At 71.5% G+C, this 20409-nt stretch carries 15 protein-coding genes and 3 pseudogenes; 8 read left to right on the top strand and 10 right to left on the bottom strand.

What is annotated here, in order from left to right:
• Positions 1-55: 55 nt before the first annotated feature.
• Both ACWD01_RS17485 and ACWD01_RS17490 read left to right on the top strand, forming a co-directional pair.
• Positions 56-3133 (top strand): FAD-binding and (Fe-S)-binding domain-containing protein, encoded by a 3078-nt coding sequence (locus ACWD01_RS17485; RefSeq protein WP_451162654.1) that lies wholly within the window; start codon positions 56-58, stop codon positions 3131-3133.
• A 499-nt stretch (positions 3134-3632) separates the two neighbouring features.
• Positions 3633-4907 carry a cation:proton antiporter gene (locus ACWD01_RS17490; protein WP_451162656.1) on the top strand — a complete coding sequence of 425 codons (1275 nt, stop codon included), beginning with the start codon at positions 3633-3635 and terminating at the stop codon, positions 4905-4907.
• A gap of 77 nt (positions 4908-4984) precedes the next feature.
• Here ACWD01_RS17490 and ACWD01_RS17495 read toward each other — a convergent pair whose 3' ends face one another.
• From ACWD01_RS17495 to ACWD01_RS17505, 3 genes and pseudogenes are all read right to left on the bottom strand, one after another.
• On the bottom strand, positions 4985-5959 hold the full coding sequence (locus ACWD01_RS17495) for a GNAT family N-acetyltransferase (protein ID WP_451162658.1): 975 nt from the start codon (positions 5957-5959) through the stop codon (positions 4985-4987).
• Between the two features lie 459 nt (positions 5960-6418).
• Positions 6419-6463 (bottom strand): annotated as a pseudogene (locus ACWD01_RS17500) (hypothetical protein); the annotation flags it as partial.
• Positions 6464-6483: 20 nt separating this feature from the next.
• Positions 6484-6897: pseudogene (locus tag ACWD01_RS17505) on the bottom strand (CNNM domain-containing protein); the annotation flags it as partial.
• 266 nt (positions 6898-7163) lie between these two features.
• Between ACWD01_RS17505 and ACWD01_RS17510 the strand changes: the two are divergent.
• A complete protein-coding gene (locus ACWD01_RS17510) occupies positions 7164-7736 on the top strand; it encodes a YbaK/EbsC family protein (protein ID WP_451162660.1) in 573 nt (190 codons plus the stop codon).
• Between the two features lie 137 nt (positions 7737-7873).
• The gene (locus ACWD01_RS17515; protein WP_451162662.1) at positions 7874-8038 is read left to right on the top strand and encodes a hypothetical protein; all 165 of its coding nucleotides are present in this window, start codon (positions 7874-7876) and stop codon (positions 8036-8038) included.
• A 268-nt stretch (positions 8039-8306) separates the two neighbouring features.
• On the opposite strand, the gene ACWD01_RS17520 is transcribed toward ACWD01_RS17515, so the two are convergent.
• The 4 genes from ACWD01_RS17520 to ACWD01_RS17535 form a co-directional block, all read right to left on the bottom strand.
• Entirely contained in the window at positions 8307-8720 is a 414-nt protein-coding gene (locus ACWD01_RS17520; protein ID WP_451162664.1) for a hypothetical protein, read from the bottom strand.
• Positions 8721-8766: 46 nt separating this feature from the next.
• Complete coding sequence (locus ACWD01_RS17525; RefSeq protein ID WP_451162666.1) at positions 8767-9144, bottom strand: protease inhibitor I42 family protein; 378 nt, start codon at positions 9142-9144, stop codon at positions 8767-8769.
• A 121-nt stretch (positions 9145-9265) separates the two neighbouring features.
• Positions 9266-10846, bottom strand: a complete 1581-nt coding sequence (locus ACWD01_RS17530) for a peptidoglycan-binding protein (RefSeq protein ID WP_451162668.1) — start codon at positions 10844-10846, stop codon at positions 9266-9268.
• Between the two features lie 11 nt (positions 10847-10857).
• Complete coding sequence (locus ACWD01_RS17535) at positions 10858-11229, bottom strand: hypothetical protein (protein ID WP_451162670.1); 372 nt, start codon at positions 11227-11229, stop codon at positions 10858-10860.
• 124 nt (positions 11230-11353) lie between these two features.
• On the opposite strand from ACWD01_RS17535, the pseudogene ACWD01_RS17540 reads away from it, so the two are divergent.
• The 3 genes and pseudogenes from ACWD01_RS17540 to ACWD01_RS17550 form a co-directional block, all read left to right on the top strand.
• Positions 11354-12414, top strand: a pseudogene (locus tag ACWD01_RS17540) (4-hydroxybenzoate 3-monooxygenase); the annotation flags it as partial.
• A 351-nt stretch (positions 12415-12765) separates the two neighbouring features.
• Complete coding sequence (locus ACWD01_RS17545; protein ID WP_451162672.1) at positions 12766-12903, top strand: hypothetical protein; 138 nt, start codon at positions 12766-12768, stop codon at positions 12901-12903.
• Between the two features lie 194 nt (positions 12904-13097).
• Positions 13098-14639 carry a UDP-N-acetylmuramoyl-L-alanyl-D-glutamate--2,6-diaminopimelate ligase gene (locus tag ACWD01_RS17550; protein WP_451162674.1) on the top strand — a complete coding sequence of 514 codons (1542 nt, stop codon included), beginning with the start codon at positions 13098-13100 and terminating at the stop codon, positions 14637-14639.
• Positions 14640-14657: 18 nt separating this feature from the next.
• Here the strand turns inward: ACWD01_RS17550 and ACWD01_RS17555 are convergent, their stop codons facing one another.
• Both ACWD01_RS17555 and ACWD01_RS17560 read right to left on the bottom strand, forming a co-directional pair.
• Positions 14658-15920: an MFS transporter gene (locus ACWD01_RS17555; RefSeq protein WP_451162871.1), complete on the bottom strand. Its 1263-nt coding sequence runs from the start codon at positions 15918-15920 to the stop codon at positions 14658-14660.
• A gap of 2 nt (positions 15921-15922) precedes the next feature.
• Positions 15923-17287 carry an MBL fold metallo-hydrolase gene (locus ACWD01_RS17560; protein WP_451162676.1) on the bottom strand — a complete coding sequence of 455 codons (1365 nt, stop codon included), beginning with the start codon at positions 17285-17287 and terminating at the stop codon, positions 15923-15925.
• 84 nt (positions 17288-17371) lie between these two features.
• Here ACWD01_RS17560 and ACWD01_RS17565 point away from each other — a divergent pair, with 84 nt between their 5' ends.
• Complete coding sequence (locus ACWD01_RS17565; protein WP_451162678.1) at positions 17372-18040, top strand: ArsR/SmtB family transcription factor; 669 nt, start codon at positions 17372-17374, stop codon at positions 18038-18040.
• Positions 18041-18274: 234 nt separating this feature from the next.
• Here ACWD01_RS17565 and ACWD01_RS17570 read toward each other — a convergent pair whose 3' ends face one another.
• Entirely contained in the window at positions 18275-20353 is a 2079-nt protein-coding gene (locus tag ACWD01_RS17570; protein WP_451162680.1) for a SpoIIE family protein phosphatase, read from the bottom strand.
• Positions 20354-20409: the final 56 nt, after the last annotated feature.

A 20409-nucleotide genomic window follows, 5' to 3' on the forward strand; every position in this document is an offset into this window, starting at 1 on the left:
CGAGACGCGGGCCTCGGAAACGCCCAGTGAGTCATCCGTGAGTGGAAGGGATCGTATGAACCCGGTCGATCTGCCCCAGCCCGTTGTCCGCCGGACCTCGGCAGAGGTCGATGCCGAGGCTCTGCGACAGGATCTGCAGGCTCGTGTCGACGGCGAGGTCCGGTTCGACACGGGCAGCCGTGGGGCGTACTCCACGGATGCCTCGAACTACCGGCAGGTTCCCATCGGGGTGGTGATCCCGCGGACCGTGGAGGCGGCGGAGCAGGCCGTGGCGGTGTGCCGGGAGCACGACGCACCCCTGCTGTCCCGCGGCGGCGGCACCAGCCTGGCCGGTGAGTGCTGCAACACCGCGGTGGTTCTGGACTGGAGCAAGTACTGCGACAGACTGGTGTCGGTGGACGCCGAGAACCGGCGGTGCGTCGTCGAGCCGGGCATCGTGCTGGACGACCTGAACCGGCGGCTCGCCGAATACGGACTGCAGTTCGGACCGCGGCCCGCCACCCACCCGAACTGCACCATCGGCGGGATGATCGGCAACAACTCGTGCGGTTCGACAGCCCAGGCGTACGGCAAGGTCGTCGACAACCTCCACCGCCTCCAGGTGCTCACCTACGACGGAACCCGTATGTGGGTCGGGCGGACGGGGGTCGCCGAACTGGAACGGCTGGCGTCCGGCGAAGGGAGGCAGGCCGAGCTGTACCGCGGAATGGTGGCCCTGCGGGACCGGTACGCCGGCCCGGTCCGGGAGCGCTTTCCCGACATTCCCCGCCGGGTGTCGGGGTACAACCTCGATTCGCTCCTGCCCGAGCACGGCTTCGACGTGGCCGGATTGCTGACCGGTTCGGAGTCCACGCTCGTCACCGTCCTGCGCGCCGAACTGGAGCTGGTGCCCGCTCCCGCGCACAGCACGCTGGTCGTGCTCGGCTACCGGGATGTGTGCGAGGCCGCCGCGCACGTGCCGGCCGTCCTGGAGCACGAGCCCACCGCGCTGGAGGGCGTGGACCGCCGGCTGGTCCACTACCAGCGGAAGAAGGATCTCAATCCCGATGCCCTGGGCAAGCTGCCCGAAGGCCGGGCCTACCTCATGGTCCAGTTCTCCGGTGACACCCGTGAGAATGTGCGGGACAAGGCCAGGGCCCTCATCGACGCCGCACCGGGCCAGGTCGGTCACGCCTGGTACGACGAAGAGCAGCAGATGCACGAGATGTGGCTGGTGCGCGAGTCGGCCCTGGGCGCGACGGCCCACGTGCCGGGCGAGCCGGACACGTGGGAGGGCTGGGAGGATTCCGCCGTTCCGGTGGAACGCCTCGCCGACTACCTGCGCGACCTGAAGCGGCTGTACGAGGAGTTCGACTACGGACAACCCTCGGTGTACGGCCATTTCGGCCACGGCTGTGTGCACACCCGCATCCCCTTCGACCTGGAGTCCGAGCAGGGGGTGGCCCGGATGCGGGCCTTCGTCGAGAAGGCCGCCGACCTGGTCGTCGCCTACGGCGGGTCGCTGTCCGGCGAGCACGGTGACGGCCAGTCGCGGGGCGAACTGCTGACGAAGATGTTCGGGCCCGAGCTGATCGAGGGGTTCGAACGGCTGAAGGGACTCTTCGATCCGGGCGACCGGATGAACCCCGGCAAGGTCGTCCGGCCCCACCGCCTCGACGAGAACCTGCGTCTGGGGGCGGACTACCGCCCCTGGGAGCCGGAGACCGCCTTCTCCTACCCGCACGACGACGGGAAGTTCAGCCGGGCCGCCGCCCGCTGCGTCGGCGTCGGCAAGTGCCGCTCCTCAAAGGGCGGTGTGATGTGCCCCAGCTACCGCGTGACCCGTGAGGAGGAGCACTCCACGCGTGGCCGGGCACGCCTGCTGTTCGAGATGGTCCGCAACGACTCACCGGTCCCGTCCGACTGGCGCTCCCGCGAGGTCCACGACGCACTCGACCTGTGCCTGGCCTGCAAGGGCTGCAAGACGGACTGCCCCGTCAACGTCGACATGGCCACCTACAAGGCGGAGTTCCTGCACCACCACTACGCGGGCCGTCTGAGGCCCCGCGCGCACTACTCGATGGGCTGGCTGCCCGCCGTGGCCCGCCTCGTCGCGCTCGCCCCCCGTACCGTGAACGCGCTGACCTCCCTGCCCTGGGTGGCCCGGACGGCCAAGGCCGTCGGCGGCATCGCGCCCGAGCGGGACATCCCCCTCTTCGCCGAACAGCGCTTCACCGACTGGTGGCGGGAGCGGGGCGGGCCGCGCGGCGACGGACACCGTGGCGAGGTGGTGGTGTGGCCCGACACCTTCACGAACAACTTCCATCCCGCCATCGGCAAAGCCGCCGTCGAGGTCCTCGAAGCGGCGGGATTCCGGGTCAAGGTGCCCCGGGCGGCGGTGTGCTGCGCCCTGACCTGGATCTCCACCGGCCAGCTCGACGTCGCGAAACGCGTCCTCGCCCACACCGTCGACGTGCTCCGCGAGGACCTGCGCCGGGGCACGCCCGTCGTGGGCCTGGAACCCAGCTGCACCGCCGTCTTCCGCGCCGACGCCGCCGAACTCCTCCCGAACGACCCTGACGTCGAACGTCTTCGCGAGCAGACCCGAACCCTCGCAGAACTGCTCGTGGAGGGCGCCGAGGACTGGGAACCGCCCGCTGTCGACGCCCGCGCCCTGGTCCAGCGCCACTGCCACCAGTACGCCGTGATGGGCTTCGACGCCGACCGGAAGCTGCTGGAGCGCGCGGGCGTCACCGCCGAGGTGCTGGACGAGGGCTGCTGCGGACTGGCCGGCGACTTCGGCTTCGAGAAGGGCCACTACGGCGTCTCGATGGCGTGCGCGGAGGCCGGGCTGCTTCCGGCCGTACGGGACGCGGACGAGGCGACACTGGTCCTGGCGGACGGCTTCAGCTGCCGCACCCAGGTGGAGCAGGCCGGCACCGGGCGCCGCCCCGTACACCTCGCCGAGGTACTGGCAGCCGCACTCCGCGACGAGGACTCGACGGGCACCCGGCCCGAGCGGCCGTCACGCCCCCGTCCGGAGGCTCTGCTGCGACCTGCCGCGGCCGCGGGTGCGGGCCTCGCGGCACCGGCGCTGGCGCTGCTGGTCCTGGTGGTCCGCAAACGACTCCGCGGACGTCGGTCCCGGCGGTAGCCGCTCCCCTGCCGGGCAGGGGAGCACTGCATGACCTCCCACCAACGGGAGACTTCGTTCTCGATCTTCTCCCGCCAGGCCCGGTTCTCCCTGGGACGCAGGTGCGGCAGGAGCCGCCGGGTGTGCGGGCCGTGGTCCTTCCGCTTGCCCGGCTCGGCGTCCACGACCGGCCCGCCGAGGCGGACAGCACGTCGGCGGCATCGCCTCAGTCGTCGCCGATGCCGGCGCCCGTACGCCTGCCGCCGATCGGGCGTTCCGAGCGGACCGACGGGTGGCCGCGATTCCCTTCTGGAACCAGGTGTCGGCGCCGCTTCGTGTTTTGCCGGCAGGCGGCGTCCGTCGCGTAGTGCTGCGCCGCTGAAATAGTGAGCATGCGGGCTGGGATCAAGATCGCGCCGGTTCATGCGGGCATGTGATCTTCGGAGACAGTTGGCCGCGGTTCCGTGCGGCATGAGCGCGGGGCCACGGAGTAGTGCGGCGGAAGGACAGGCACAGCGCAGTGACAGTCGCCGATGCGGTGTTCGCGTGGTTGGGAGCAGGAGCGCTGCTTGCAGCAGTGCTTCCCCGAGTGGTGGCCGGACGTCCGCTCTCGATGCCCCTGCTGTTCTTGGTGGCCGGCGTCGGCGTGTACCTGCTGCCCCTGCCGCTGCCTGTGATCGATCCGGTGGAAGACCGGCTGCTGACTGAACACATCACCGAGATCGGCGTGATCATCGCGCTGATGGGCGCCGGGCTGGCGCTCAACCGACCCGTCGGCCGGCGTCGGTGGGGCACGACCTGGCGGCTGCTGGGCGTCACGATGATGTTGACCGTCGTGGCCACCGCCCTTGTGGCGTGGTGGCTGCTGGACTGGCCGCCCGCGGCCGCCCTGCTGCTGGCCGCCGTCCTCGCCCCGACTGATCCGGTGCTCGCCTCAGAGGTGCGGGTGGGTGAGCCCACCGAGGACGAGCACGACGAGGACGAGGTGCGCTTCGCCCTCACCAGCGAGGCGGGCCTCAACGACGGGCTTGCCTTCCCCTTGACGTACGCGGCTGTCGCGCTGGCCGCTGCCGCGGGAAGCGGCTGGTCGGCCGCCTGGGTCGGCGCCTGGGCAATGGAGGACGTCGCCTTCAAATGCACCGTGGGTGTGCTGAGCGGGTTGCTCGTCGGCCGGCTGCTGGGCTGGCTGTTCTTCCGCGCCCGCTCGCCGGTGTTGCGCATGTCCGAACACCGGGACGGCTTCGTCGCCCTGGGTGCCACCTTCCTGTCCTACGGGGTGGCCGAGCTGCTGGGGGGCTACGGCTTTCTCGCCGTGTTCACCACCGCGTGCGCGATCCGGGCGGCTGAACGTGCCCACGGCTTCCACAACATCCTTCACGACTTCGTGGAACAGATTGAGCGCCTGTTCACCGCGGCGTTGCTGTTTCTGCTGGGCGCATTCATCGCACTGGGCGGCCTTGCCCCTCTGACCTGGCAGGGCGCCGTCACCGCGCTGGTGCTCCTGCTGGTGATCCGGCCGTTGTCCGGGTGGGCCGGGCTGATCGGGAGCCCCATGCGCGCCAGGGAACGCTGGGTTGTCGCGGGCTACGGCATCCGAGGCATCGGTTCGCTGTACTACCTCGCCTACGGTCTGGGACAGCACGACTTCCCGGTGCCGGCGCGGGAGCTATGGGCGGTAGTGACGTTCACCGTGCTCGCCTCGGTGGTGCTGCATGGCGTCACAGCAGGTCCGGTCGTCGCCCGGCTCGACCGGCTGCGGACTGCCACCACGCCCCCGCAAGGCGACGGCATATGACCCGCCAACAGCAGTGATGCGCATCGGGCCCCCGCGCCGGAAGCGGGTCTTCCCCGAAGCCGAGTACGGCGGTGGACTCAGCGCCAGTCGTCGATCACGTAGGCGTCCGGGTGGCTGTAGCCAGGTTCGTTGGGCTTGTGCATGGTCACCCCTTGCAGCCAGGTACGGAAACCGCGGTCGACCATGCGCCGGTAGGCATCCTGGCGGGCCAGGTTCACGCCGGCGTCCAGCTGCCCCAGTCCCTTGTCGGTGGCCAGCTGCTCGCACGCATCCAGCAGTCGTTCGAACCGGTCCGCGGCATCCGGACCGGGGCGTACGGCGCCGAATTTGACGAAGCACACGTCCTCACCGGCCTCCGACCCCGCTCCGCAGTGGCAGACAGCCAGACCGTCGAGGCCGGAGTCGGCGCCCTCGAGGAGGATGGTGTCACCGAGCCCCTGCGCCTGTGCGGCCATGATCTCGCGCTCCAGGCTCAGGCCCTCGTACACGGCCCCCGTCAGTGCGCGACTGAGGCTCACTGCGTCGGGCCGCTCAGCGGCGGTCAGCTCGCTGTACAGCACTCGGCCGGGGACTGGGGCACTGACGGCGACCTGTTTCTTCATGATGGCTGTAAGGAATCGGGGCCAGAAACCGTACCGGCGGTAGAGCTCGAGATGCTTGGGACTGTGCGAGAAGGTGAACAGGCCGAGGTGGCGGTTCTCCCAGGCGTCGAAGCAGGCCATGACCGGCTCCATGAGGAGCCTGCCGATGCCCTGGTCCCACCGATCCGGACGTACGGTCAGGGGGCCGAAGAACCCGACGCTGCCCCAGTTGGTGGCGAAGTTCGATCCGACGACCTCGCCCTCGACGGTCGCCGCGAAGGCCGCGTGTGGATCTGCCGTCCAGCGGGTGCGGACATGGTCGGCGGTTCCGAAGAACGCCTCCGGCTCAGGGGCCCCGAGGAAGGTCCCGAAGGCGACCCTGAAGATCTCGTCGGCCCGATCCAGGTCCGGCTCAACCAGCGGGCGGACCGACACCGAGGCGGCGCCACTCGTTCGCTCTTCTGCGGGCATGATCGCTCTCCTTTCCGCCCCTCGGTTCCATCGCACCACGGACGTGCTCCGCGGGCGAAGCGACACGGTCCGGCGGTGCCTCAAGGATCGAGCGGCCACCTTCCCCGACGACCGGGCGGCCGTCTTCCTGCCGATCGACGACCCGCTGGGCCACGGTCCGCCGGGGGCCTCCGAGGAGCCGCAGGAGCGCCAACGGTGCCTGCTCCACCGCCTCGTCCCGCCATGGTTGTCACCGCCGTCAACAAGTTCGCCCAGCGAACTATTGGAGCCCGCCATGGCTGCCTGACCTTGTGCGTGATGTCGTCGTGGTTGCCGGCGTCGGAGGCCGGTACCGGTGAGGCAGCCGTCGAGGACGTCGTGGCGGTACTGGAGCCGGCAGAGGCGGCGTCGGACGACAGTGATCAAGTCATCGGGGTCGGCGAAGGCACGGTTGGCCACGGTGGTGTGTCGCAGGACGGACCAGGCGCCCTCGACCGGGTTGAGGTCGGGTGCGTAGGGCGGCAGTTGGAAGAAGGTGAGCCGGTGTTCAAATGCCGGATGAAGGGACCGAACGCCGCGTGAAGCCGCGCTGCGGACCGGCGACCACCTTGGCCACGGCCGGCGGACGTGAAATGGCCCCAGCTCTTCGGCACCAGCTCACCGACCACCATCAGCACCACCGTGGAGACGACCACCCCGAGGACGGTGGCGACGGACGAGGCCGCCGCTCCGAGTCCAACGGCATCGAGCGGGCCGCGCAGCAGCGCGGCGGGGCCCGCTCGGCCAGCATGCCGATCACCAGGGAGATGACGGTGTGCCGAGCTGGGCACCGGAGAGTTGAAGGGACAGTTTGCGAACGGCCTTGAGCGCGCTGCCGGCTCCACGCTCGCCCGCCTCGGCGGCACGCTCCATCTCACCGCGCTCGACGGTGGCCGGCGAGAACTCGCCGCGACGAACAGCGCGCACCCTGCAGCAGTACGTCCTGGTCGACCCCGACGGGTGGCGTCTGACCGGAACTCCGGTGGCGTCGTCGCCGGCCGGGCCGGCGTGGGCCCGCCCGACGCCCCCGTACGGACCGACGGCCACCGCCCCGGACGCACGGGAATTCGCGCCGAATCAGTGTGCTGCAGCACAAGCTTTCGGAACCGCCGGGACCTGATGAAGTCACGCACGGCGCATTCTCAGCCCCGCTGGCCCCCCCTACCGTCTTCGCGTAGTCAACGACATGAATGATCACGTCGGCGCCATTGGGGGAAATGAAATGGCCCCGCCATCCGAACTTCTGGACCGCACACAGGACGCCCGGGTCTGCGAGCGAATTCTGGACCTGCTCGAAAGCGAAGGTGCACGATTCCGGCTGTTGCTCCATCAGCCGGAGCGCCGTACCGATGTCGCGAGCAGGCTGCGCGGACATCCCCTGCGCCAGGCGGCCAAGTGCATGGTGGTCCGCATCAAGTTGTCGAAGCGGACCAGCCGCTACGTCCTCGCCGTCGTTCCCGGCGACCGGCTGGTGGACCTGGAGGGGCTCCGGCTCCGCTACGGCGGCAAGGACGCCTCCTTCGTCCAGGGGGAGACCGCCGAGCAGCTGACGGGCGCGGTGTGCGGCTTGATCACCCCGTTCTCGTTCCACCCCGATCTCGAAGTGGTGGTGGATCCGGAACTCCTGCAGCAGGAAGAGATCTTCTTCAATGCCGCACGGCTCGACCTCTCCGTCGGACTGAACTCCGACGACTATGTCTCGATCGCCCTGCCGCACATCGCGCCGGTCGCCATGAACGCCTCGATGAACCTTGACTGACAGGACTGGAAACAACGACGATTCCGGACTCCGCGGCCACCGCCCCGGTGAAGCTCGCCGCCATTCGGCCGTCGCACACCTGGGGAGACGAGCCGGGTGAATTCCTACGAGCGCTCGAATCCCCTTGGCACGGGCTGATGGCCGACCTTCAGGATCTGATGCACACGGCGACGGCCTCGTGCGCCGTCTCGCGCGGCCTCAAGGCGCTCTGCCTGCCGCTGACCATCCGCACCATCACCTGCCGTCCGACCTGGGCAGCGACTCCGAGTCGGTCCCGCGCCATGGCCCTGGCGGAGACATGAGGCAGCGGCGGCTGGGCCAAGCCCGGGCAGCGACCTGCTGTTGGGCCGGGGCGAGCGGCGGCGTCTGCGCGAACGCCGCCTGCGCGAGCGTCGGGGGCTGCCGCGGCTGTTGCTCGGGCTGCTGGGGCGTCGTCTGCTGCGGTGTCGTCCGCTGCGGCAGGGGGACCTGGGACAGCATGGGGCGGGCCGGCTCCGGGACCGACGCCTGCGTCAGCCAGAAGGCTCTGACCTGAGAGGAAGAGCCATCATCTCGGATCGGCCACTCGGGTCACGTACTCCGGCCCCGTGCCCGGGCCAGCTGCTTCAGTTCGATGATGGTCGCGACGGCGCGCAGCCAGGTGGCCGCGGTGTCGTCGACGGCGGTCCCGCCCACGAGTTCGGTGCCGGCCCGCAGCCACTCCCGTACGAGGACGGCCGCATCGCGGCGAGGCAGGGGCTCGGGCAACTCTGCGGCGCGGGCGAGGCCTCCGGCGCGCACGGTGTCGGCGAGGAAGGCGACCGAGCGCGGCTCGGTGGCGAGGCGGTCGAGGATGACGGCTGCGGCCACGGCGCCGTCGCCGAACAGGGCGGTGCGCCGGGGGCCGGGCTCGGCGGTGAGGCCGTAACGCAGCAGGACGGTGATGTCGAGCCGGGCCAGCTCGTCGTCCGTGCGGTCCGGCGGGTACGGGACGTCGTCGTTCATGGCGGGGCCTCGGGTGTCTCGTCTCATCTGACTGGTCCGCTGCGGCTCAGTTGACGGTGACGGTGTAGGTGATGCGCTCGGGGGCCTGGGAGGGGGTGGTCGCCCCCGTGGTCGGGGTGGCGGAAGGTCCGGTCGTCTCGGGGGGCAGGGTGGAGGTGTTGCCCTGGCAGGTGGTGGACGTGCAGTGCAGCAGCGTGAACCGAGTGGTCCCTTTGCCCTTGGCCTCGAAGGTGAAGGTGAGCCGGCCGCCGGCGCCGGCCGCCGGCTCGTCGCCGGAGTCGGACGCGTAGTCCTGGCCGCGGCTGACCAGGACGGAGCTGTCGGGCTCGGCGACCAGGTACCAGTATTCGCGGGTGGAGGCGTTCTGGTCGACGGTGAGCGTGAAGCGCTCGCCCGGCTCGGCAGTGATGCTGGTGTCGTTCACCGGGCGGCTCGCGGTGCTCGCGGGGTGGCTCGAGGAGCCGCCGGCCGGTTCGTCGGGGCCCGAGCCGCAGCCCGTGGCGAGAGCGAGGAGTGCGGCCGCCGCGATCGCGGCACCGCCCCTGCTACCGCGGAAGATAGACGCTGTACGCGTTGGGGAGATCACTGTTGGAAGCCTTGCCCATGTGGCCGTTGATGAAGTCGTCCTCGCTGACCCAGGTGGTCGAGCCCCAGGGGTTGTACACCTGAAGCATGTCACCCTCCTGGGCGATGATGGTCATCGCGTGGGCGCCGTCCTTGCCCGAGACGTCGACAGGCACCGGGTGCCCCTGCGCCACCGACTTCTCGACTTCGGTGAGGACCGCCCTGCGTTCGGCGGCGCTGTCCAGGTCCTGGCGCTCGTAGTCAGTTCCGGTGGCACCGCCGACGGTGGTGTCGTTGATCCGTTCCTGGCCCTCCGGCCCCATGCCGCCCCAGTTCTCGCCGCCGTCGCCTTCGGTGTGCAGCCGGTGCTGTTCGGCCACCAGGCGCTGCTTGAAGGCGTCGGGGTCGTCCTGCTGCCCGTCGGGACCGCCGGTGAGCTCGAGCGCGTACAGGGGGTCGACCATGGCCCGGGACGTGACGGTGGACGAGGCCACGCAGGTGCCCTCGGAGCCGTCGCCGCCCTGGACCCACCGCTGGCCCTGGAACTCGACGTAGTCCTTGTTGTTGTTCGAGCCGTCCGGCGCCACGCCCTCGTCGTTCATGCTGTCCGAGGCGGTGACCACCGGAGTGAGGTGCCGGCGCAGCCAGTCGGGGTCCTTCCCGTGGATCTTGTCCTGGAACTCCCCGATCTCGGCGACGCTGTGGCCGGCGGCCAGGGCCTTCATCAGGTAGGCCCGCTCCTGCGGGGTGTCCGCCTTCGCCAGCATCCGCTCCATGGCGGTCTCATCACCGAGACTCAGCTGGTCCATGCGCGTCGACGCGCGCGCCAGGTCTCCGGCCGTGAGGATCTCGTTCAACTCGGTGTCGGCACCCGCCACGCCGGTGTCGGCAAGCATCAGCTTGTCGACGGCGGTGAGTTCGCTGGTTTCCATCTTCCCGGCCCGTGCCTCGGCGGCCCACTTGTTCAGGTCCCGGGCCGCAACGCGGGTGGCCTCCTGCGCGTCGGAGACGGCGTCATGCATCAGGTCGACCGCGTAGGAGCCGAAGTGGGCGGCGTTCTTCCGGTCCCACTCCTCCTCGTCGTTCTCGTGCAGGTCGTCGAAGAAACCGTCCTTGCCGCCGAGCGTCTTCCGCTGCTCCAGCAACTGTCCGCGCCCCTGCTCGTCCTTGCGCTGCGCGGCACCGATCGCGTCGGCCAGTGTCAGCAGCACCGACGCGCCCTCCTGGAACGCCTCGCTCATCTGGTTCGCCGCCCGCCCGGCGGCGTTCACCACGTCGGAGGCGAGAACGCTCGTGTCGCCGACCCACACCTCCGGAAGACCCTTGCGGCCCACCCGGTCGACCTGCTCGAAGACACCGCCGACCGGGTCGACCTGGCCGCGGTAGAGCCTTGCCAGGCCCTCCAGCATGCCCGGATCGCCGCCCGGTGCCGGCACCGAGAGTGCGTCGTCGATCAGGGCGAGGATCTCGTTCTTGCTCCCGGCACCGAGCATCTGCTTGGACAGCCCGGCGAGCCATGCGATGCGGAAGGAAGGGGAGTCGAGGGGAGAGAAGAAGGACACCGGCCCGCGCCTCAGTAGCTCGACAGGACCGAAGTACGCCCGGCCCGCGTCGATGTGTCGGTGCGGCTGCTCGTGCCGCTGATGGTGACGCTGTCCACATGCGTCTCCACGAGGCCGTCGGTGCCGCGGTAGGTCTTCTTGGCCAACTGCACCTTGCCACCGAGCTCGTGCAACGCCGATGCCAGTGTCTTGGCCTCCGCCTCCCAAGCCTTGACGAACGCGTTCAGCGCCGACGCGGCGTCATCGCCGCCGACATCGCCGTACGAGTACGTGGTGCGGGACTTGACTGCCGAACTGACGCCGTCCATGTCCCTGCCTGCGTTGTCGAGTTGCTGGGCCGGGCCGGTCATACCTGCCTTGACCTGGTAGCCGTCCGAGCCCACCGCGCCTCCCCCATATGCATTCCGTCGTGGCCGCGGGCAGGCTGACACCCGCTGCACATGCAAACGATCATACTTCTTCCGTCACACACACCTTCTTCGCATCACCCGCCCACGGCACGCCTGCCGCGCCGGCATCCTGGAGCAGGCCACCGTGGACGTGCTGCGCGCCGCGGGCGCCGGCGCACGGCTCGACCGGGAAGGGCTGGTCCACGACGGCATAGAACTGCGCTTCGACGGCCGCGCCCACCGCGTCGACTCCCCCTCCCTCACAGGCGGGCGCAGAGTGACGGTCTACGCCCAGACCGAGGTCGTGAAGGACCTGATCGCCCTCCAGCTCGCCGACGGCGGACCGCTGCTCTTCGACGCCGAGGTCCACGCGGTGGAGGGCGCCGACACCGACCGGCCGCTCGTCCGCTACACCCATGACGGCCGCGAGCAGACGCTGACCTGCAACTACGTCGTCGGCTGCGACGGCTTTCACGGCGTCGCACGGGAAGCCGTCCCGGACGGCGTGCGCACCACGTACGAGCGGACCTATCCGTACTCCTGGCTCGGCATCCTCGCCGACGCACCGCCGGTGTACGACGAACTGATCTACGCCCACTCCGAGCGCGGCTTCGCTCTGGCCAGCATGCGCTCCGAGTCGGTGAGCCGCCTGTATCTCCAGGTCCCCAACGGAACCGACCCCGCCTACTGGCCGGACGAACGTGTCTGGGACGAGCTGGACGCCCGCCTCGCCCTTCGCGCAGAGCCCGGCCGGCGGCTGAAGCGCGGACCCGTCACCCAGAAGTCGGTGCTGCCGATGCGCAATTCCGTCACCGAGCCGATGCGCCACGGCCGGGTCTTCCTCGCCGGCGACGCCGCGCACATCGTGCCGCCCACCGGCGCCAAGGGCCTCAATCTCGCCGCCGCCGACGTCACGGTCCTGGCCCGTGCCTTCGCACACCTCAAGCGCACCGGCTCGGCCGAACTGCTCGACGCGTACTCCGGCACCTGCCTGCGCCGGGTGTGGCGGGCCGAGCACTTCTCGTACTTCATGACCACCACCCTGCACACCGATCCGGCCCAGCCCCCTTCGGCACCAGGCTCCAGCTCTCCCAGCTGGAGCGGATCGCGACGTCACCGCACGCCGCCGCCGAACTGGCGGAGAACTACACGGGACTGCCGCTCCCACCGGTCGTCTGACAGGCGTACGACACGGCCGGCCCGCCGGGGAGATCCCCGGCGGGCCGTGGTCTTCCGCGCTCTCGTTCCCGGCAGGCGAGGCCGCCTTCCTCCTGTCGCCGGCATGCGGAGCCTCGTATGCCCGAACCCGCTTCCCTCACCCCGCCCGCCGTCGTGGACGCCGGTACGCCGGATGTCGCACCCCCTTCCGGCGCGGCGCACCGGCTGCGCCTGACGTTGCCGAGAGCGCACCGCAGACGTAACCGGACGTTTCGGACCCGCTGCCACGCAGGCCGGAGGCCGTCCACGGCCCCGGTCCGCCTCCCCGCTTCCGTGGGCGGCCGGACGCCGGAACGGCCGTACACTCGCAGCATGGGTCGCACGAGTTCTACGAGGCAGTGCCTGCGCCAGGCCGCCTCGGAAGTGCGTCCGGACATCGCCCACCCGGCCACCGCCGCCGGCGTAGAGGCGCCCCGTACCCGCCGTGTCGCGCTGCACGGCCACGGTTAGCGATCCTCTCTCCCCCGGCGCGTCGCTCTCCACGCCGTAGGCCGGGCTTCTCCCCGGCCGAGCCCGCCTCGCCCTGCTGACGGCCGGGCGGTCTCCGCCCTGCTCCACGTCACCACAGCAGCCTCCGGCACTCGCCGGCGCTGCAGCCTGGCTACGGCCGCACCATCGGGCCGTGCCACCTCGAAGGGATCATTGTGAAGCTGAGCGAGTTGTTGGCCGGCCAGGAGCACCACGTACTCGAGGGTGACCCGAGCAGAACAGCGATCACCGCGGGAACCACATTCGACGTGGACCGGGTGACGCCGGGCTGCCTGTTCATCGCCGTGCCAGGACACCGGAAGGGCGGGCACGGCTCCGTGGCGCCCGCGCTCGCCCGCGGGGCGGCCGCCGTACTCGTCGACGGCACGGACCCGGCGCTGTCGCTGACGGTGTGGCCACCCGGCACCTGTGCCGTGCGGGTGCCGGACGTCCGGAAGGCGGCCGCGATCGTGGCCTCCCGCTACTTCGGCGAGCCGGGGCGGCAGATGGACATGGTGGCGATCACCGGCACCAACGGCAAGACGTCGGTCTCGTACATGATCGAGTCCGCCCTGCGGATCTCCGAGGGCGCGAAGTCGGGGGTCATCGGGACGGCCGGCAGCCGGATCGGCGACGAGCTGATCCCGATGCCGCAGTCGGGGCTGAGCACCCCGGAGTCACCGGACATGCAGTATCTGCTGGGGTGCATGCGCGACCGCGGGGTCGGCAGTGTGGTGCTGGAGGCCACCTCGATGGGCTTGCTGACGCACCGGGTGGACCGTACGTTCATCGACGTCGGGGTGTTCACCAACCTGACGCAGGACCACCTCGACGACCACGGCACGATGGCGAACTACCGGGACGCCAAGCTCCGCCTCTTCCAGGGGCTGTGCCGGCGGGCGGTGGTCAACGCCGACGACCCGGTGGGCGCCGGGATCGTCGCGATGATGCCGGATGCGGTGACCACGTACGCCCTGGACGCGCCGGCGGACTACCGGGCGACCGACCTCGTCGTCAGCTCGTCGGGCACCCGGTTCACGCTCCACCACGGCGGACGCACGTATCCGGCGTCGATCCCGATCCCGGGCCGGTTCTCGGTGGCCAACGCGCTCGCCACCCTGGCCGCCTGCCATGTCCTCGGACACGACCTGGGCGCCCTGGTCGCCGCACTCGACCGGATGCCGCCGGTCCCCGGCCGGTTCGAGCGCTTCCAGACGCCGGGCGGTGCGTCCGTGATCGTGGACTACGCCCATTCCCCGGACTCCCTGGACAAGGTCCTGGCCACCATCCGCGGCTACGCGCGGGGCCGGGTGATCACCGTCTTCGGCTGCGGCGGCGACCGGGACACGACGAAGCGGGCCGACATGGGGCGGATCGCCGGAACCCACTCCGACCTGTGCGTCCTCACCTCGGACAACCCGCGCAACGAGGACCCGCAGGCCATCCTGGACCAGATCGCCCCGGGCCTCGCTGCGACCGGCACCCCGTTCGAGCGGATCGCCGACCGCCGTGAGGCCATCTCGTTCGCCGTGTCCGCGGCGGGCCCGGAGGACACCGTCCTGATCGCCGGCAAGGGCAGCGAGCCGCACCAGATCGTCGGCGAGGAGCTGCTGCCCTTCAGCGACATGGCCACCGTGCGTGAGCTCGCCCTGGAACAGCCGGCCGTCGTCCGCTCCCGCGCCGCCCGGTCCGCCGCTTCTTCCGCAGCAGGCCGCTGACGCGAGGGCACATCCCCGTCAGACGCGGGGATGTGTCTCGTACATCCGGACAGCCACCAGCAGGCCGGACGCGGCAGTGAGGGCGGCGACGGCCCAGACGGCGGTGGTCAGGCTGTAGACGTCGGCGAGGACTCCGGCGAAGAGGGCGCCGACGGCGAAGCCGCCGTCGCGCCAGAGCCGGTAGACGCCGACGGCTCGGGCACGCCAGGCGGGGTGGGCGACGTCGCCGATGACGGCGAGCAGGGTCGGGTAGACCAGGGCGGTGCCGACGCCCAGCAGGATCTGGGCGGTGGCCCAGACGCCGAAGGTGGTGCCGGCGGCGACGAGGGCGATGGCGGCGGCCTGGACCAGCATCCCGGCGGTGATCAGGTGCTTGCGGCCGACGCGGTCGGACCACCAGCCGGTGAGCATCTGGCCGGCGCCCCAGACGGCGGGGTACAGGGCGGCGAGGACGCCGATCTGGGCGACGGACAGTCCGTGGGCGGCGAAGAGCAGCGGGAAGATGCCCCAGGCGAGGGCGTCGTTGAGGTTGTTGACCAGGCCGGCCTGGCTGGCGGCGGACAGGGCCTTGTCACGGAGGCTGGTGAGGCGGGCGATCTGGCCGGTGGTCAGTTGCCCGTCGTGCTCGCTGCCCGCAGCGCTCACGTGGCGGGCCGCTTCGAAACGGGCGTGGTCGCGGGTCTCGCGGACCACGAGGGTGGACAGTCCCAGGGCCAGTACGACGTAGGCGGCGCCGAGCAGGAACGGCTCGGGGCGCAGCCCGGCGTGTTCGGCGATGGCGCCGGTGGCCATGGCGGTGGCGGCGACGGCGACGTACCCGGCGGCCTCGTTGAAGCCCATGGCCAGGCCGCGGCGCTCCGGGCCCGCCAGGTCGATCTTCATGATGACGGTGGTGGACCAGGTCAGGCCCTGGTTGACGCCGAGCAGGATATTGGCGGCGATGATCCAGCCCCAGGTCGGGCCCCAGGCGAGCATGGCGGGCACCGGCAGGGCGATGAGCCATCCGGCGATCAGGACGGGTTTGCGGCCGTAGCGGTCGGACCAGGTGCCGGCGAAGAAGTTGGTGACGGCCTTGGTGGCGCCGAAGGCCAGGATGTAGGTCATGGCCGCGGTGTACGCGGACAGGTGGAAGACGTCGTCGGCCAGCAGCGGCAGGACGGTGCGTTCCTGGCCGAGCATGCCGCCCACGAGGGCGTTGATCAGGACGAGCAGGCTGAACTGGGCGAGGTTGGCCCGTAGTCCGAGGCGTATCGCGGGGCCCGTCCCGGCGCCGGTGCGCATGGTCACGCGGTCTCCTCCAGGGGGCGGCCGGTGGCCCTGGCCCAGTCGGCCGGTCCGCCGTCGAGGACGGCGAGGTTCTCGTGGCCGGCGCGCCGGAGGAGGCTGGCGGCGGTCATGGCGCGTTCGCCGTGGCCGCAGGCGACGACGGCGCCCCGGGGCGCTTCGCCGGAACGGGCGGTGAGGTCGCCGAGTTCGATGTGGACGGCGCCGGGGATGTGGCCGGCGGTGTGTTCCGTGCGCTGGCGGATGTCGAGGACGGGGCGCTCGGCGATCCGGTCGGCGGTGAGGAGCTCGATGCGTTCCTGCTCTCCGCCTCCCCCGGTCCAGGAGTCCATGCCGCCGTCGAGGTGTCCCGCCAGCCGCTCGTGGCCGATCTTCAGCGCCTGCCACGTGAGTTCGGCGAGGTCCTGGTCCGGGGCGGCGACGAAGACGAGGGGCGTGTCGTCGGGCAGCAGCCAGCCCAGCCAGGTGGCGAACTGGTCCCGCAGCGGGATGGAGAGGGCTCCGGGGATGTGGCCCCCGGCGAAGTCGGCGACGGGGCGTACGTCGACGAGCTGAGCGCCCTCGCCGAGCAGGTGGCGCACCCGGTCCGGGGAGAGCGCCGGAAGCACGGGGGCGCGGCGGAGAACGGCGGGCCCGCGCCGGTTCGCCTCGCTCAGCCGGTCGAAGTACGCGGGGTAGGTGCCGAGGCTGCCGAGCAGCCGCCGTACGAAGGTGTCCTCGTCGGGTGCGGCGAGCAGTGGGTTGCTCCGCTTCTGCGCGGCGACGGTGGTGGTGCGCTCGGCGCCCGGTGGCGCGGAGCAGAAGGACCCGGCGCCGTGTGTCGGCCACACCGCGGTCGCGTCCGGCAGTGCGGCCAGGCGCCGCAGCGAGCGGTACTGCGCGCGGGCCAGTTCCTCCGCGCGGTCGGCGCCGAGCAGGTCCGTACGGGCGGCGGAGCCGACGATCAGTGAGCCGCCGGTGAAGACGCCGAGTTCGCGGGTGCCGTCCAGGAGCAGGAAGGAGAGGTGCTCGTCGGTGTGGCCGGGGGTGGCCAGCGCGCGCAGCGTCAGGCCGCCGAGGTCGATCTCGTCCCCGTCGGCGAGTGCGGTGTGCGGGAAGGCGCGGTTCCCGGTGGCGGAGGCGAGTACGGCGGCGCCGTCGTCGGCGGCCAGCTGCACCGCGCCGGAGAGGAAGTCGGCGTGCAGATGGGTGTCGGCGGCGAAGGCGACCGTGAGGCCGCGCCGGCCGGCGGCCGCGCGCAGAGCCCGCAGATCACGGCTCGCGTCCACGGCGAGGGCACGTCCGTCGCCCAGGTCGACGAGGTAGGCGCTGTTGCCCAGCCCCTCGTCGACGAGCGGGATCAAGTGGTCGTCGGCGAAGCCCATCGGGTCCTCCAGGTGTCGCGGAAGGTGGGGTCGCCGCAGCGGCCACCCTTGGTTACAATATTCCATGGAATGATGGAGGATGCCATGGGAGACCCCGCACGCAAGGCCGCGCTCTACGACGCGTTCGCACAGACCGGCAAGGCGCTCAGCAGCGGAAAGCGCCTGGAGCTGCTCGATCTGCTGGCGCAGGGCGAGCGCACCGTCGACGCGCTCGCCAGGGCCGCGGGGCTGAACCTGACCACCGCCTCCGCCCATCTGCAGACGCTGAAGCAGGCCGGACTCGTGGCCACCCGCCGCGACGGCGTGCGCATCCACTACCGGCTGGCCGGCGACGACGTGGCCGCCCTCTACGCCCTGCTGCGCCAGGTCGCCCAGACGCACCAGGCGACTGTCGAGCCCGCCCGCACCGCCTACCTCGGCGCGGATGACGCCGAGGCGGTGGACCGCGACGCGCTGGTGGCGCGCGCCCGTGAGGGCGGGATCGTCCTCCTCGACGTCCGCCCGGCCGAGGAGTACGCCGCCGGGCACATCCCCGGCGCGATCTCCATTCCCGTCGACGAACTCGCGGACCGCATCGCCGAGTTGCCCGCCGACGCCGAGGTGGTCGCGTACTGCCGGGGGGCGTACTGCGTCCTCGCCCACGACGCCGTGCGCCTGCTCGGCGCCCGGGGCCGCAAGGCCGTCCGGCTGACCGACGGGATGCTGGAGTGGCGGCTGGCCGACCTGCCCGTGGACAGCGGGGCCGCGGCGTGACCCCGGCGCTCGACGGCGGCCCACGCTCCGTCCGCCTCGACCACCACGCCACCGGCCCGGTCGCCACGCGGCTCTCCCCCGGCCCCTGACCACCGCCGAGGGCGTCGACCGGACCGTCGGACCGGGCCCGGCGCTTGTCCGGCCGGCAAGCGCCGGGCTCGCCGGTCGAGCGGGCAGGCCGGCGGCCGCGGAGCAGGACGACGTACGGCTGGCGGTCCTTGGCCCTGGTGGAGGTCACATGTCGGTGCTGGAGACGCGCTGGACGGCGAGGAGGGCGACGTCGTCGATGCGCTCGGGGGCGTCGCGCCGGGCGAGGAAGTCCACCAGTTGCCCGAGGTCGAGCCCGTCCTCGCTCGCTGCCGCCCAGCGGTGGATGTCGTCGATCATCTCGCGCACGCAGACGTCGATGTCGGCGTTCCGGCGCTCCACCAGCCCGTCGGTGAACAGCACCAGCGCCTCGTCGCCTGCCATACCGGTCGTGGTCGTCGGGAACACGGCCGCGGGGTCGACGCCGAGGGGCGGGCCGCCCGCCAGGACGACCTCGCTGACGGCTCCGCGGTGGATGCGCAAGGGGTGGAGGTGTCCCGCCCGGCCGCCCTTCAGCTCGCCGCCCTGCGGGTCGAGGACCAGATAGGTGCAGGTGGCGAAGCGGTCGGTGTCGAGGTCGCAGAGGACCCGGTTGACCTGCCCGAGGAGGGCGCCGGGCGGCAGCCCCGCCTCCGCGCACGCCCGCAGGGCGACGCGCAGCTGCCCCATGACGGCGGAGGCGTGGGCGTCGTGACCCTGGACGTCGCCGATGACGAGGGCCGCCGTTCCGTCCCTGAGCGAGAGGATGTCGTACCAGTCGCCCCCGATGTGCATGCCCTGTGTGCCGGGCAGATAGCGGGAGTGCACGGTGAGTGAGTCCAGCGCCGGTAGGTGCCTCGGCAGCATGGCCTCCTGGAGGTCGGTGGCACGCTGGTGCTCCGTGTCGAACAGCCGGGCGCGTTCCAGGCTCTGGGTGAGGATGACGGCGACGGCGGTGTAGAAGGTCCGCTCGCCGGCGTCGAACTTCCGCGGCCGGGCGAAGGCGATGAGGCAGGCGCCGGTGACCTGGTCCACGGACCCCAGGGACAGCACCACCCATGAGCGCGGCGGTACGTCGCCGGTGGCTGCGAGTTCGGCGAGCTCCGGGCCGGTGTGCCGGCTGAGGTCCTCGATGAACAGCGCCTGCTCCTGCCTGGCGGCCAGGGCCATGACGGTGTGCGCGGGCCCGCGCAGGTGGGACAGCGCCGTGGGGATGGCGGTCTCGCCGACGATCGTCAGCCGGCCGGCTTCCTCGATGCCGAGGAGCAGGTTCTCGGCGCCGAGCGCCGGCCGGGCGAGCTGCGTCATGACGCGGGTGACGTCCCGCACGGTGACGGCCTGCGAGAGCGCTCGGGTGAGCGTGAAGAGGAACGAGTCGCGTGAGCTGTCCGCCGACACCGAACCGCGCGGCGACCGGTCGGTTCCGTCGCCGGTCTCCATGACCAGGCCGACCGCGCGGGTGGGCCGGCCCTGGTCATCCATGATCACGCGGCCGAATTCGGTCACGGCGTGCACGCTGCCGTCGGGGTGCAGAATGCGGTAGCCGAGGTGGTACCGCCCGGCGTCCTCCGCCGCGCCGTGCGCGGGGGCGCTGACCGCCTCCTCCGTCACGCGGGCGATGGCCGCCTGCAGAACCGGCACGTCGTCCGGGTGCAGCAGGGCGAAGAACGTGTCGCCCGCGCCGTCGAACGTGGCGGGATCCACCCCGTAGATGGCGCAGGTCCGTTCGTCCCAGTACACGTTGTCGGCCATGAAGTCCCAGGCGAAGACGCCGGCCCGGGCCGCTTCGGCGGCCTCGCCGAGCGTCGCGTCGCAGCTGTGCGCGGCGAGCACATGGGCGCAGCACTCCGCGACCAGGTCGAGGACTTCCGGGTGCTCGTGGCAGACGCCGTCCGCGCCGCCGCCTTCGAGGGACACGACCAGGACGCCCCGGACCTGCCCGTCCGAGGACAGCGGCAGCGCATGCGTCCGGGGGCCCGCGCCGTCCGGCTGCGTACGGCGTCCGGTGCGCAGGACCTCACGGGCGGTGGCGTCGAGCGCGCGGTCGCTGTCGGCGTCGCCGGAGCCGTCCGCCGGGGCGGGCCGGCGGTGGAGGCCCGTCCGGTCCTGCACGTACAGGAAGGTCCGGCCGGCCGGGAGGGCGCCGGCACTGTCGTCCGCGAGCGTCAGTGCCTCGAGCAGCGCCTGCGGATCACGGCAGCGCAGTACCCGCGCGAGCAGGTTCCGGAGCCCCGCGGGTTCGACCATGGCCGCGCCATACCTTCCAGTGACCGAGCAAAGCCGGATGAATTGCCCTTATCGCA

Source organism: Streptomyces sp. NPDC002835, assembly GCF_053591995.1.